13 protein-coding genes and 1 riboswitch are annotated in these 14,849 nt (G+C 38.1%); of the genes, 11 read left to right on the forward strand and 2 right to left on the reverse strand.

Annotated elements, in window-relative coordinates; translation table 11 throughout:
- The first annotated feature begins 341 nt into the window (after positions 1 to 341).
- Positions 342 to 424: riboswitch (cyclic di-GMP riboswitch) on the forward strand.
- A 210-nt stretch (positions 425 to 634) separates the two neighbouring features.
- The 3 genes from NIE32_RS09965 to NIE32_RS09975 all read left to right on the forward strand — a co-directional run bounded on the left by NIE32_RS09965 (position 635) and on the right by NIE32_RS09975 (position 1,998).
- Positions 635 to 1,099: a PilZ domain-containing protein gene (locus tag NIE32_RS09965; RefSeq protein WP_253076746.1), complete on the forward strand. Its 465-nt coding sequence runs from the start codon at positions 635 to 637 to the stop codon at positions 1,097 to 1,099.
- A 282-nt stretch (positions 1,100 to 1,381) separates the two neighbouring features.
- Complete coding sequence (locus NIE32_RS09970; RefSeq protein ID WP_253076747.1) at positions 1,382 to 1,537, forward strand: hypothetical protein; 156 nt, start codon at positions 1,382 to 1,384, stop codon at positions 1,535 to 1,537.
- 122 nt (positions 1,538 to 1,659) lie between these two features.
- Complete coding sequence (locus NIE32_RS09975) at positions 1,660 to 1,998, forward strand: hypothetical protein (protein WP_253076748.1); 339 nt, start codon at positions 1,660 to 1,662, stop codon at positions 1,996 to 1,998.
- 58 nt (positions 1,999 to 2,056) lie between these two features.
- Here the strand turns inward: NIE32_RS09975 and NIE32_RS09980 are convergent, their stop codons facing one another.
- A complete protein-coding gene (locus NIE32_RS09980; RefSeq protein ID WP_253076749.1) occupies positions 2,057 to 2,923 on the reverse strand; it encodes an aldose epimerase family protein in 867 nt (288 codons plus the stop codon).
- A gap of 176 nt (positions 2,924 to 3,099) precedes the next feature.
- Between NIE32_RS09980 and NIE32_RS09985 the strand changes: the two genes are divergently transcribed.
- On the forward strand, positions 3,100 to 4,689 hold the full coding sequence (locus tag NIE32_RS09985; RefSeq protein WP_253076750.1) for a hypothetical protein: 1,590 nt from the start codon (positions 3,100 to 3,102) through the stop codon (positions 4,687 to 4,689).
- Positions 4,690 to 5,159: 470 nt separating this feature from the next.
- Here the strand turns inward: NIE32_RS09985 and NIE32_RS09990 are convergent, their stop codons facing one another.
- Positions 5,160 to 6,143, reverse strand: coding sequence for a hypothetical protein (locus NIE32_RS09990; RefSeq protein WP_253076751.1), 984 nt, complete (start codon positions 6,141 to 6,143; stop codon positions 5,160 to 5,162).
- Between the two features lie 382 nt (positions 6,144 to 6,525).
- Here NIE32_RS09990 and NIE32_RS09995 point away from each other — a divergent pair, with 382 nt between their 5' ends.
- The 7 genes from NIE32_RS09995 (at position 6,526) to fliT (ending at position 14,696) form a co-directional block, all read left to right on the forward strand.
- Positions 6,526 to 7,353 (forward strand): flagellin N-terminal helical domain-containing protein, encoded by an 828-nt coding sequence (locus NIE32_RS09995; RefSeq protein WP_253076752.1) that lies wholly within the window; start codon positions 6,526 to 6,528, stop codon positions 7,351 to 7,353.
- A gap of 96 nt (positions 7,354 to 7,449) precedes the next feature.
- On the forward strand, positions 7,450 to 10,464 hold the full coding sequence (locus NIE32_RS10000) for a CDP-glycerol glycerophosphotransferase family protein (RefSeq protein ID WP_253076753.1): 3,015 nt from the start codon (positions 7,450 to 7,452) through the stop codon (positions 10,462 to 10,464).
- A 43-nt stretch (positions 10,465 to 10,507) separates the two neighbouring features.
- A complete protein-coding gene (locus NIE32_RS10005) occupies positions 10,508 to 11,581 on the forward strand; it encodes a glycosyltransferase (protein ID WP_253076754.1) in 1,074 nt (357 codons plus the stop codon).
- A gap of 105 nt (positions 11,582 to 11,686) precedes the next feature.
- Complete coding sequence (locus NIE32_RS10010) at positions 11,687 to 12,040, forward strand: flagellar protein FlaG (protein ID WP_253076755.1); 354 nt, start codon at positions 11,687 to 11,689, stop codon at positions 12,038 to 12,040.
- Between the two features lie 15 nt (positions 12,041 to 12,055).
- On the forward strand, positions 12,056 to 13,918 hold the full coding sequence (gene fliD / locus NIE32_RS10015; protein WP_253076756.1) for a flagellar filament capping protein FliD: 1,863 nt from the start codon (positions 12,056 to 12,058) through the stop codon (positions 13,916 to 13,918).
- A 23-nt stretch (positions 13,919 to 13,941) separates the two neighbouring features.
- Positions 13,942 to 14,349 carry a flagellar export chaperone FliS gene (fliS, locus tag NIE32_RS10020; protein ID WP_253076757.1) on the forward strand — a complete coding sequence of 136 codons (408 nt, stop codon included), beginning with the start codon at positions 13,942 to 13,944 and terminating at the stop codon, positions 14,347 to 14,349.
- Positions 14,349 to 14,696 carry a flagellar protein FliT gene (fliT, locus tag NIE32_RS10025; RefSeq protein ID WP_253076758.1) on the forward strand — a complete coding sequence of 116 codons (348 nt, stop codon included), beginning with the start codon at positions 14,349 to 14,351 and terminating at the stop codon, positions 14,694 to 14,696. Before fliS ends, fliT begins: the two co-directional genes overlap by 1 nt.
- The last annotated feature ends 153 nt before the right edge of the window (positions 14,697 to 14,849 follow it).

Here is a 14,849-nt window from a genome sequence, read left to right on the forward strand (position 1 = left end):
CATAAATTCTTTGCTTAAGAATGTAGCGAAGACGCGAGACGCCTGCGGGATCAGGTGCTGGCGAGACCCCGCAGATTTTTGATTGTTTGAGGAGGCTCGCAGTGCGCCTGCGGCAAGCGAGCGATCGAAGCAGAATTGATGTAAAAATAAGGACTGAGTGTTTTTTGCCCAGTATTTTTGATTTCCCTTCATCATAGCGCTAAAAGGGGATATTCAATGAAAGATGTAAGTTTTACCACTGGAATGTCAACTTTTGATTGAATAATGTTATCAACTGGTAAAAATAGGTCAAATGGCATTGATTAATTGTATGAGTTGTGACAAAATAACCAATACAAAACCAATCGAAATGGCACACCTATTGAAAAATAGGGCCGCAAAACTACGGGCCTAAGGCAAATGCTATGGCCGCCGAGTTGCCGAAATGGATGAAGCAACTTGAAATCTTCCATGTTTTTGGTGCGCCGTTTTGATCAAATAAAGAGGCGAAAAAAATGTGGTTATTTCATTTTCTTAGAAATGAAAATTTTTTTCATCATTTTCAACCGATCATAAATGTAGAGACACAGATGTTCGAAGGTTATGAGGCACTCTTTCGTACAACGTCATTTTACAATCTGTGAGGTGATCACTAATGTCTCGTTATACAATCTTAGCTCTTGGTGCAGGTATTGAAATGTTGTTTGTGCTGATTGTGCTTTCCTTATTCATTCTTCATTATCGGAGGATCATGTATAAAGACCGCATAACCATCATGAGGCTCAAGAAAAAGCTATCGAGCAATCAAAAATTAATTGCCGATAAAGAACCGATAGAAAGGCGTAAACATCATCGGATTAAGCTATCCGGTGAAAAGTGTACGATTCGTGTGATTGACTTTGGCGAGCATACGTTACAAAAATTGAATAATAAGTCGTTTGATGTGGAAATGCTCGATCTCAGTGTTGGCGGCATGAAAATTAAATGCACGATCGACTTTCCGGTGAAGAAAGAAGTTTATTTTGCGCTTTCTTTTGCCAAAGAAGATGGCACGATGATCCATGTTAAGGGTATGGTCACTCGTAAAGAAGTGAAGCACGGGAGACGTACAATTAATTAATCCAATTTGTTCAACTGACTGCGAAAGATGAAACAGAAATCCAGTCCTATATGAATCAGAAAGAGTTATCAAGAAAAGCAATCTCATCAAAAACCGCGATAAAGTGAAGTTTTCCGGATGTAAGTGAATAGATAAAGGGTTGACACGTATTCGAAAGTCTCGTCGATACGTGTTTTCTTTTTTACCGGCACCATTAAAACGATTTTGTAACTAGGAAAGGAATAAATAAGGGAGAAACAACGCTTCGATGCTCGGTGACGCATCCAGCTTGAGGGGAAGAGCATGATCAGGAAATTCAGAGATTTCCAGATAAATATTTTGACAGATCATAAGCTTCAAGATAAAATAAGAAAAATTAGCAAGCAGGCAATTGGTCAGGTGGATGAGGCAATGCGCATCGATGCTTATGTAGAAGTGCTTGGCAGAACTTTCTTTTGAATGATAAGAAAGTGTAACAATTTTTTCATTTTTTAATAAAATGGACAAAACACATTTTTAAGTGAGCTGAGTAAACCTGTAGTTTGGACAGTGAGTATTGATAGATAAAGGGAGGGCTACACATGATGAATCATCCAAAAGAAGCAAAAATCGATGACTATCTGGACCTGTACCTCTTCGCTGAGAAATTGCAAGATGACGAATGGCAAAATGAAATCAAAAACAATTTGGCGGCTTTTCTCAAGGAGTCGGCGGAACGCGACCGACAAAGAGAAAGTGATCTCCGTATACAGATGTCGTACGTTAATCGACGAATCTTAGACTTGTACAAACAACTGCGCCAGCGCAATGTTCAACTGACAGAATCGATTACGAATGAACTCTATGCGTTAAAGCAACGGAGACTGGAACTCGAAGCAGAGCTCGGTAAACTTCGTGAGCAAAATCGCCGCATCAGCTAAATTTTAGAGAAGAAGGGGAGTCCTCGAAATCGTGAGGGCACCCCTTTTTGAGTGGTGATTAACGCTTTTCTAACTGAATGGACATCTTCAAATTCAAAGGCTCGCCAGGTTTAACAAGCAGCAACTGCTCCTTATTTTCATTCAAAGCATTCGTCATTGCTGTCCAAGGCTCCACGCAGACAAACGGCTGATCGCCTTCAACCCAGAGCACCGTGTAGCGAAAAAGCGGATCTTGATTGATCACTACTTTTTTATCTTCATTAAAATCAAATGCCAATTGTGTTTCTTCAGCATCGAAGAGCACAACCGATTCTTTCAGTCCGGTCATGTCAATGGATCCGGTAAACGGCTTGATTTTCTGATCATTGTAATCCAAGTATTGGGTTGCCTTACTTGTCAGATGAAGCGTCTTTTCTTTCTTATTAAAATAGGGATGGTAGCCTGGATCGACCGGCATGGACTGATCGGATCGATTATTGACAACCTGGTCAATGCTCAGGATGCCTTCATGAAGGGTATATGTGAGTTCAACTTCAAAAGTAAATGGGTAGGATGCTCGAGTTACTTCCGAACTATGGAAAGCAATTTTCAACGATGCATGTACGGAGTCATGCACATTACTGATTACGCGCCATGGGCGGGTCCGGACGAGTCCATGATTGGCCATCGGGTAAGTGATGCCATTCCACGAATAAGATTTGTCCGTCAGTTGACCCGCAATCGGAAACAGTACAGGAATTCCGCCGCGCACATTTTTATTGGTGTCAAAAAGTGTTTCTTCATTCATAAAAAGAACGTCTTCGCCCTCAACATGAAAAGCAGTGACCATTCCACCACGCGTCGGACAGACGTCCACAAATGAAGTTTCATCCATTAAACGATAAAAGTGCAATCCTTGCTGATCAAATTCTTTCACTTGATACATTGCGATCCCCTCGCGATCATAGTCTCTAGTCACCCTAACAGTATAACGTAGTGATGAACACAAATCATGAACTTTTACGATGAACAAATTTAAAACGAAAAAATGAGGAGAGATGGCTGATCCTGAATGACTTGGGCAGAATTAAGATATGACATGTAGTGAGGAGCACTGCCCGCATGAACCGTTATACAAAGTACAACCCATACTGGCCGGAAACAGTCATATTCTGGGGCGCAGGGGCAACAAAACCTCTGAACATGAAAACGACGAAAGAATTGGGACAACTGTTTCAGACACTGGCCGCAGTAGTGGATTCTGATGTGCACAGTTTAATGAGTGCCGTCGAGCAGGCATTTCCAGATGCCAAGGAACAGGTGCGAACTGAGTTGGGGGCACTGCTCAAGCTGATTGATACAACGTTTTTCGATCAGGAAGAAGAAGCAATGAACGTCCTCAAAATTCCGAAAACGCGTGCACAACACTTGCAAATGCTCTATGATTGGCAAGCTGTGAAATTGGTGATCAAGCGTTGTCCGCGACACCCATTCAGTCTTGAGGATTTGTATAATTTACTTGATCTGCATATTCAAGTACAGAAAGGGATTGATGTAGAAGGTCAGTTCATCACGCTTGATCGATTGATTGCGGCACGACGCACGTTGGATATGCTGACGCAATTAATACACGCGATCGGCTATGCACAACTTCTGCAAGATCCGAAAACAAAATCGTTGTACCAGCACTATCATCAATTTGCCATGACTCTTGCACGTCGGATGATGGAAGAAGGCGTGCAAAGAGCAGATCGAACGGTTCCCTTTGATGATCGCCGTTTTTATCTGTTCAGTTATGCGGTGATTTCGATGAACTGGGATCCGATCTTTCTATGGCTCATCTTCAATGCCCACAATGTAGTGAATCACAGATCTCCGAATATCGGGTCGCCGTCACAACCCATGAAACTGTTCAATGATCTTGCCCATTTTATCGCGGTACGAAAAGTCGAGGATCAGACACCATCTGCGTGGTTTCCGATGAATGAAACGGCGGTTCAACAGCTGAATGATGATACATATATGTCCGGAAGACGGGTCAGAATTGGAAAATTCTATTTTCCCCATGGCTGTCATGGGTTCAGGCAATGCCCGAAATGTGGAAAACTCACGTTCTATTTAGGAAATGAATGGCGGATTGATTCATCCAGTCTGTTTCCACCACAGATCCTACCATCGCTGTCACCAAAAATACCGCGTTCATGCGAAGAAAAAGTGGCAATGGAATCAGGCATTTACGACGCTGTTCAATGCACGCATTGCGGAACGATTACGGAAAGTCATCACACCGCATTCACGACACAAACCAATTTCAAGCTCATTCAGCCTTCATTTATTCAAGAAATTCAAAACGACATGAAAGTGGCGCTCGAGAACGCCAAACATCTAATCTTTGCCGGCTATTCCCTGCCTAATGATGATTTTATTGACCGAATCATGCTCTCCGCGCGTCGGAAAATGGATGGGGATAAAGTCAGATGCTCCATAATTGGTTTTAACAAAGAGGCGGAAGACCAATGGATGTATGGGGAAGATTTGAAAAAATTTTGCAGGATCCATAACCACTCCGGACTCGCTGCCACACGCGATCGTGTCGCAGGTATTTTTGGTGAGGAAAATGTAAGAGGCTACGCAGCAGGATTTCCGCATGTTTTTATGGAAAACGGGCGTGTGAGTGAGGGTAAGGTAGAAGAAATGATGCGGGTGTGGTGAAACTTGTGGATGGTGGTTGGACTGCTCATGCTGGTTGTTTGGCGACATGAGAAACCGCTTTCTGCGCCGAGCATCACATGTGTTGTTCATTTTTGTAAAAAGGAGAATATACGTTCTGATATTCTGCTGAATTATCCAGATTTCATGGTAAAATAAATAGGACAACAAAAGCTCATGGGTGGCGCCGCATCTCCCTTTCTGAAGGGGGCGAGGCAAATGACGACATACGAGGCATGTTCACTAATGATCCAATTTGCAGTGCTTGTGCTAATTATCGTGTCGTCAAAAGACAAAAAATAATCCGCCCATGACTTTACCCGAGCCAAGCGGATTATTTCGTGTACTTCAATAATGGTGCGGTAGCTGCCTTTGAAGCAGTTTGTTGTTACCTTACCGTCGATGTGCAACCATCGGCGGTTTTATTATGTGCACCTTTTATTCTAATTATATTATAAACGATTTGGAATAATTCAACCATAGAATGTGTTACCAAGAAAACTTCGAACGATCCGGACAATCGCACGCATGTCTACCTCATTGTAGCGCTGATCAATCGGCAGTGGGATCAAATGTTTAGCAAGACGATATTCGAAACTTGACTCGGAAACACGCGATGTCACTTCTTCCCAAAAGTCATCAGTATAGATGCGGTGCTTCAGTAAAAGATCTTTTAATTGTTCACCGCGGTCGATGAGGAATGGATAGCACATCGGACCGTTTACATTGCTGAAGTCCGCGATCAGTTGATTGTACTGCCCAATTTGTCTATGAAGATAAAGGAAATTCTCATTTCGGATCGCGCGCACATGCTCATAATCAATGCTCATTAGCAACCGTTGAGTTGTACGAGACATCGCATGCATTCCGCATGTGTCGAGATATGCTTCATTCTGTTCGAATAGTGGCTCTGCCGGTACACTACCAAGATCAATCTGCTTCAACAGCGCATCGAATCGATAATAGGATGGATCTCGCTCCAAACCAATTCGATCCTCAGCATCGGTATACAAATAACCCCCGTCCGGCACACCGAAAAATTTGCGCGCCGAATACAAAGTATCCACATGCGCCAGTGGCCGAGCAAAAAACGCCTGCGTATTGTCAACAATAACATGCTTCATTTTTTGGCAAAATTCACGGATATTGCTTGAGTTCAATCCGAAGTAGTTTACATAATAGAAGCATGCATCGTTTTCAAGAGTTTGATCCAAAACAGGCGCAAAATGATCATTTATAGAATAAAACTCATAATCAATGTTGAGCCGCTTGATCGGCTGAAGTACGCTGTCACAAATATAGGTAGGTAAATATATTTTTTTATAGTTTCGCGCACGAAGTACATACTCGAGACAATAACGCGCACTGTTCAGGCGCAGCGCTTGTTCGTGGTATTCGGTGTGCTTTGGTAGCTCAAGTGAAAAAAAGCCACCGATGATTTTTTGCTTTTCGGTCATGTGATCACCCTGTTACAAAAGATACTAACGTTATGGTGAGGGATTTTAGCAGAAGCGTCAAGCGAGGAAGATGGATAAAATAAAAAAACAGAGGTTCTCCGGATTTTCAACAGTTTGTAAATGATTCCCTTCTACCTTGCTGTCAAAACTTTAAATGGTTGTGTTTAGTAGAAAATAAAGATCGATTTGCTGATGCTAGAAAAGTAAAAAGAGGTGCTTCGAACTTTTAAATAAAAGATAAAAGAAAAAGTCTTAATCTACTAAACATCCTCTTTCTTCTGTCGATAAATAAAATGTAAGGCAATTAGGAAGGCGCCTTCTTAATTGCCGAAATACAATTCCACATGGACGTGGATTTCATAATTCAAGGAGGAAATTAGTTATGATTATCAACCACAACATTGCTGCACTGAATACATTAAATCAGTTAAGCAAAAACGAATCTGCAACACAAAAATCTCTGGCTAAACTCTCTTCAGGTCTGCGTATTAATACTGCTGCTGATGATGCTGCAGGACTTGCAATTTCTGAAAAAATGAAAGCTCAAATTAATGGTCTTGATCAAGCAAAACGTAATGCTCAAGACGGTACTTCATTGATTCAAACTGCTGAAGGTGCCTTAAGTGAAACAACTTCTATCTTGCAACGTATGCGTGAACTTGCTGTTCAAGCTGGTAACACGACGAATACTGCGGATGATATAAGCCAAATTAATACAGAATTAAGTAATCTTTACAGCGAAGTGGATCGAATCAGTAAGGTAACGGCATTCAACACACAGAACCTTTTAGGTGGTTCTTTTACCGGTACTCTCCAAATTGGTGCCAACAGCGGTGAAATTTTAAGCTTTGGTATTAGTAATATGAGTGCGGGTTCTCTCTTCTCAGGCTTTACATCTGGACAGATTGTATCGCTGACAGCAGACAACACAAGTGCAAGTGTTGCAATCAGCGCTATTGATGTTGCAATCAAAACGGTTTCAAAGCAACGTGATAATTTGGGTGGCTTGCAGAACCGTCTTGAACACACAATCAATAACTTGAGTACATCCTCTCAGAACCTTACAGATGCTGAATCACGTATTACTGATGTGGATATGGCTTCTGAAATGGCTAACTTTACGAAGAATAATATTCTGAACCAAGCAGCTCAGGCTATGCTTGCTCAGGCAAATCAGCTTCCTCAGGGTGTTCTTCAACTTCTTAGATAAATTGTTTGAAATAAAGTTGATTTTTCGGGGGGTGGGGTTCTATTATAGTAGAATCCCATCCCCCTTTTCATTTAAACTTTTTTGGAGGTATATATAATGTCAGGGCTTATATCCCTATGCATGATTGTAAAAAACGAAGAGAATGTGCTGCAACGTTGCCTTGAGTCAGTCAAAGATGGTGTTGACGAAATAGTCATTATTGACTCAGGTTCAACAGATCGTACAAAAGAAATTGCTCACAGATACACTGATAAAGTCTTTGACTACAAATGGAATAATAGTTTCTCAGAGGCACGGAATTATGCGCAATCTAAAGCAACGAGTGAATGGATATTGGCACTAGATGCTGATGAATTTGTCGATTATCAGAATTTGTTGGAACTTCGCAATGAGCTAACAGAAAATCAGGATCATTTTAATATGTGTGTAGTCAAAATCTATAATTTTGCTGGTAAGGATGCCCAAGCTATTTTTAATAATTATCATGTAAGAATTTACAAAAATGATCCGGCAATCAAATATTATCGGACGATACATGAACAACTGAAGAGAACAGATGGCGAGGAGCTTCGCTCACATGTTTCAAAACTTGTCGTCTATCATTCAGGGTATCTTTCCAATACAGTCACAGTCAAAAATAAAGGTTCAAGAAATCGAGCATTAATTAATAAAGAGATAAATGCCGAGGGACAAACTGGATTTGATTATTTTAATCTTGGAAATGAGCTCGTATCTCAAGGGAAAACAGAAAAAGCTCTCGACTGTTATGTGAAAGCCTATCAGAAAGCACCGGATATTAAATATTCTTGGGTTGGCACCTGTCTCATACAAATGTGTCAATGTCTTGTAACTTTGAAGCGTTATAATGATGCATTAAACGTGATACGGGATAGTGAATCAATCTTTGATTCTTATGCTGACTTCAAAGCAATAAAAGGTAAGATTTATTTGCTTCAAGGGAGGGTGGATGATGCACTATATGAATTAAATGATATTGTTAATGATCAGGATAAATATCAGGAAGCTTTGCTTAGTACAGATAGCATTTCATATCTTCCAAACAAATGGATGGGGCAGATTTATGAAGAAAAAAATGATCTGAAGAAAGCAGTACTGTATTATACCAGAGCATTTCAGGAAAATAGGAATGACGAGGAACTATTAAATAGATATTTTGGTTTATTATTTAAAAACAGTCCATACGAAGAAATTAATCACTTTTTCAAAGATGAAAAATTACTAACAGGAAATGAAGTTAGTGCATTATTTCTATTAAAAGTTATTTTTAATTTCCCTGAGTCTAGCAAATATACTGAGAAATTGATCGCTCAGACGAGGTATATTAATAACGTCGATGTTAAAGCCAAGTGCTTGTTAATTAGTAATAAATCTTCTGAAGCTCTTGAATTAATTAATCAGCTCCCGATGAAACAAAGGACAATAATCTTTAACACAGGGGTTTTCGATTTTTCGGATTACATAATTTCTAGTCTATTGTCAAAGCGTCAGGATGAACTTATTTCTTATGGGAAAAAATATAAGAATGCCGAAAGCATTATTAATCTAATTACCGGAAATGGGAAAGGCGATCAAGATTTACCTCTTTACTTATCTATTTTAAACCGTACTATTTGCTTACAGCAGTTCGGATTATTTGAAGAACTTCTGAATTTCAGAAATGCCTTTGATAAATCTGTCAATATTCAAATCGGACATATGCTGTATCACTACCATTTTAATGATCTGGCGGTCCAATTTTACCAAGAATCAGGTAATGCGTTATTCGATGAACAAACATACCTTAATTTGATTAATGAGAGTAAGAAAAATAATTTATTAGAGGCGGCTTATAATTTTTCTAATCAAGCGATACAAAAGGGTTTTTATAATTTTAAAATATTGGAGGATTTGGCAAAACTTGTACATCGGATGAACGCAGAAAAATTAGAATTATCCATTCAACAATTAGCTTTAGAATGTTATCCGGATAGTCGCTATCTTTCTAATCAAACAACTTGGGGAGAAACGCGAAAAAAAGTAGCCCTTATTTACACACCACTGTCTGGATCTAATGTAACTGCTTTGATGAGACACATTCCTGATGATATAAGATTAAAGTATAAAGTCAATCTTATAGAACAAAAAAATGACCTTCAGTATTTTAATCAATTACTTGAAAATGACGTGGTTGTTACAACTGAGGGAAACTATCCTTTTGAAAAAAGAAACATCACGAAAAAGCAAAAAATAATTGAATTATGGCATGGTTTTCCTTTAAAATCTATGGGCTTAATGGATGAAAGCGAAGTTGGTAAGGAAAAAATTAAAGACCAATGGAAGAACGTAGATGCTGTAGTTTCCTATTCAAATTTGTATAATCAATCAATGAAAAAATGTTTCGGTATAGATGAGGAAAAATTCAAAATTCTAGGAGTACCGAGAAATGATTTACTATTACAATCAGAAGGTAGGAAAAATATAAAAAAATTATTTAATGTTTGTAATGAAAACGATCAATATATTTTTTATATGCCAACATGGCGACATACTTCACGCCTGAATAGGAATGATGGTAGTAGAAGTTGGGAAAATTTGTTTGATATGTCTGATTTTAAATTAAATCAGTTTGAAGCATATCTGAAAGATCATCATTTCAAGCTGATTGTAAAGCTGCATCCAGCTGATGAAAGAATGTTCATTAGTCATATAAAACAAAGCGAAAATATACTTGCTTTAACATCTGACCTGCTAACCAAATATCAACTGGACGTTTATGAATTATTAAGTGGTGCAGATTTGTTAATCACCGATTATTCTTCAACATACTTTGATTTCTTATTATTAAATCGACCTATTATTTTTACACCTGTCGATCTTGAATCTTACCGAAAATCTAGGGGATTCATTTTAAATCCATATGAACAATGGACGCCAGGACCAAAAGTTACATCACAAACTGAACTAGAAAATCAGATAGTTAAATCTTTGACAGACATAAATTACTTCAGCAAAGAAAGAGACAGATTAAAGCATATTGTTCATCAATATCAAGATGATCATTCAACAGAAAGAGTATGGAATTTTATTAGAACCTCACTAGAAGAAAAGTAATTATGATTTTTCATTTTAATCCCAGTTTGAGGAGAGAACATATATGATTATTGATATTGTACTGGGTTATGCAGTCGGTAAAGGAGGCTTGGAAAACGTTATTAAACTGGTTACCAATGAGTTAGAGAAAAGAGGTCATTTAGTACGAGTTTTCCAAATCGCTCCTCCTAAATATTTTGATTGGGCTGAACAATTTTCAAACATATATTATTTCGGCGATGAGGCAGGTGTTTACTCACCACTTGATCAAAGCACAGGAGATCTCTTTTCATCAAATTATGAAAGACTCACTCAAATGTTTGGACGGCCCGATGTCATTCTGGCAACGCATACGCCTGTAATAAGCTGGCTTTGCAGAATGGCTGTTAATAAAATGAATCCTGTGAAAAAACCAACTATTCTTTCTTGGTTGCACGGACCACCTAATGTATTTGGTGGAGAAAGTTATTTGAACCTTTGTGATGGACATCTAGCTATATCAAAAAGTATTGCACAGCAGATTGGGAAACATGTTGACTCGAAACACGTCTACTATATTGGAAATACAATTGATTTTGAAAAAAGTTATCTAGTTAATAGACCATCTGAAAAGCTAAAAATGATATACGTTGGTCGAATTGCCAACAATCAAAAGAGAGTAGATGTTTTATTAAAAGCGTTAGAACATCTTAATGGAGATTGGAGGCTCGATATTATTGGGGATGGACCTGATCAGTCTAAATTGCAAGACTTATCTAAATCATTAAACCTGAATTCAAATGTTGAATGGCATGGGTGGAAAAGTGAACCGTGGGAAACAGTGTCGGATGCTTCGGTATTAATACTTTCTTCTGATTTTGAAGGCTTTGCTTTGATTTTAATTGAGGCATTAGCTAGAGGCATTCCGGTAATCTCCAGCCTTTGGGATGGAGCAGATGAAATTGTAAACGATGATGTAAACGGATGGTTGTTTCCCTGTGGTGATGATAAAAAGTTACATGACATTATTCAAAATATTCTAGATGAAGAGAAAATTTTACCAGAACCAGAACTGTGTCAAAAATCAGTTAGTGATTATAAAACGGATAAAATAGTTGATCGAATGGAAAATGCAATAAACAAAGTTATGAATGGATAAACATGTACTAATATATTCAAAAGTAAAGTGTTGAATTAAATTTTTCCTTATCTCAACCGATAGAATAAATAGATATATCTATTTGATGGCTGTGGAGGGGAGCAAATGAATGAAAGTATTAGCTCGATAAATATTGATCCGTCCATTCAAAATGATTACTCAACTGAACAGATTACGGAGCGATCCAAAGAGATAAATAAGGTACAAGCAAATCAAAGTCAGGAACAGGACTTAACTAAAAATCAAGCAAAGAAACTGGTAGATGAAGCAAATAAACTCCTTCAGCCAGAAGTTACTGAATTAAAATATGTTTATTTTGATAAACTCCAAACTTATTATGTTCAACTTCAAGATGTAAATACTCATCAAGTGATTCGCGAAATTCCTCCAAAGAAGTTTTTAGAGATGTACGCGTCAATTGCAGAAAAGCTTGGCTTAATTATAAACGATAGAGCTTAAAAGGAGGCGTTAAGTTTGGCTACGATTAGTAGTACTTCTTCGTCAGCGTCATCAAATTATTATCTATTGAATACGGGCAGCAATAGTGCCTTGCAAGTATCAGGACTTGCAAGCGGAATTGATGTTGATAGTATTGTCAATAAACTTATGGCAGCTGAATCAGTTCCTCTTGATACGATGAATCAAAAGCTGCAGCTGCTTGAGTGGAAACGCGATGATTATCGTACAATGAGCACTCAACTCTCCACATTGCTGGATTCAGTGAATACTATGACCTTGCAATCAAGTTATACAAAAGCGGCTACTGTTAGTGATTCGACTAAGGTTACAGTTACACCTGCATCAGGGGCAAACAATGCCAACTATACGATTACTAATGCAACATTAGCGACTGTTGCAACGAATTATAGTCAAGCGTCTAATGGCATTGCTACGAGTATTGCTACTTCATCCTTTGACTCGAGTAAAGCATTAATCGATCAAGCTGCTTATCTAACTAATGGTAGTAGTATCTCTTGGGATAGTCATACTATTACAGATGAGACACACTCAGTAATTGCTGATGGAACAGCCTTTAATTTGAATAATGGTGCGGCTACAGCAAGTTCTATCACTGTTGATGATGGCACGGCGACAACGAATTACTCAATTTTCACATCACAAGTGGATTATAATAACTCGTCGGATCCAAATAAAGTTCTTGTTGATACAAGCGGTAAATTGAGCTTTAACAATAAGATTGTAAAGGGCTCGACAATTACTGCCTCGTATGACTATAAAACTGTTAATGTTGATTTAACCACTTATAATTCAAGTGGTCAGGCGGTACCCATTCAATTTGATGCTAATGGAAGCATGTCACTTGATAGCATTCTCCAAAAAATAAATTCATACGGAACAGTTAATAGTTTTTATGATTCGGCCTCTCAACAAGTTGCTATTTCGACAACAAATACTGGAAACAATAATTCAAGTGGTCAGGAAATGCAGTTCAATAGTTCATTTTTTACTAACACATTGAAATTAAATAGTGCATATGAACAAGGTGGAAATGATGCGACATTTACACTCAATGGAATGAGTACGACGCGTCATTCCAATACATTTACGATTAATAACACAACCTTTACACTAAATGGTGCCATTCCTTCATCACAAACAGTGACTGTCGGTATAGCCACCGATACAGATGGTATGTACGATAAAATCAAAAGTTTCGTTGATACGTATAATGACACGATTTCTAAAATTAACGATATGATTAGTACACCATCTGACCGCGACTATCAGCCACTCACTTCAGCACAGAAAGCACAAATGTCTGATACAGATATAACAAACTGGAATGAGAAAGCACGTCAAGGAACACTTTATAATGATAATATTTTGACGGACGCTTTGAGTACAATGAGACAAAATATTTATAATGTTGTTAGCGGTATTACCGGTGGAAGCTATAGTCAATTAGCTCAAATAGGGATCACGACAAGCAGTGATTATACGGAACATGGCAAACTAGAAATTGATGAAAGTAAATTAAGAGCTGCAATTTCTGCTGATCCAAATGGAGTAATGAAACTATTTACGAGTGGTAGTACCTCTGATTCAAGTACGTCGACACAAGGCATTGCTAAGAGAATGTATACAACCATTAATAATACAATCTCTCAGATAAAGACACAGGCAGGAACAGTGTCACTTGCAAACAATCAATTTTTCATTGGACAAAGTATAAATGAACTTAGTGATCAAATAAGCACTTTTCAAGATCATTTAAAAACAATTCAAACACGATATTACAGTCAATTTACAGCGATGGAAGAAGCCATTCAACAAGCGAACTCGCAGGCTAGCTATCTTCAAAGTACGTTTAGTTAATTTTAAAAACAGGAGGAAGAGGTATGCCAAATAATCCATATCAGACTTACAAAAGAAATTCCGTATTTACGGCATCTCCTGGTGAATTAACACTAATGCTTTATGAGGGGTGTGTAAAGTTTATTAGACAGGCTCGGCTTGCGTGTGAGAACGGGGATTATGCAGAAAAGAATAAAAAATTACAACGAGCACAGGCAATTATCACTGAATTAATGGTTACTTTAGATGAAAAGCAATCTATTTCAAGAGATATGATGCGCATGTATGACTACATTCATCGGCGCATGATTACTGCGAATATAAAAAATGATCTTCAAATACTTGATGAAATTGAACGTCTTGTCATTGATTTTCGCGATACATGGAAAGAAGTTTTGGAGATTAATCGAAAGAGTCAAAATACGAGTGGTAATGTAAGGACACATGTCTGATGAGTGTCCAACAAATTTATGAAGTGACCTTAAAGCTTAAACAGTGTGCTGAACAACAACTGTCCAATCCTTCAATTGAGATAGTTAAAAATTTAAAAACGCAACTAGATTTACGTCAGCGATTAATTGAAGGACTGACTGATAATTACTCTCCTGAAGAAAAAGTGCTTGGAAAGAAAATTGTTGAACTAAACAAGGAAATTAATGAGATAATGACAAGAGGAAAGCAAAATCTCATTGAAGAAATGAACAATTTTCGGCACCAAAAGAAATCACTGACTCAATATCGAGGTTATAATAACGCATTATTAAATCAATCAGGTTCGTTCTTTGATCGCCATGAATAATTGTCACCAATTATATAGCTACACATACACTAAGACCATTGATAGGCTTTCGCCTAAGGTCTTTATTTTTTAGCTTTGTTCAATCAATTTTACGTTAAATAAATCGCCCACCCGCTAAGCGTTAACGGATGGGCGTTCGATAGGTCTATTCAG

This window comes from Sporolactobacillus kofuensis (assembly GCF_024125425.1).
Taxonomy (GTDB): domain Bacteria; phylum Bacillota; class Bacilli; order Bacillales; family Sporolactobacillaceae; genus Sporolactobacillus; species Sporolactobacillus kofuensis.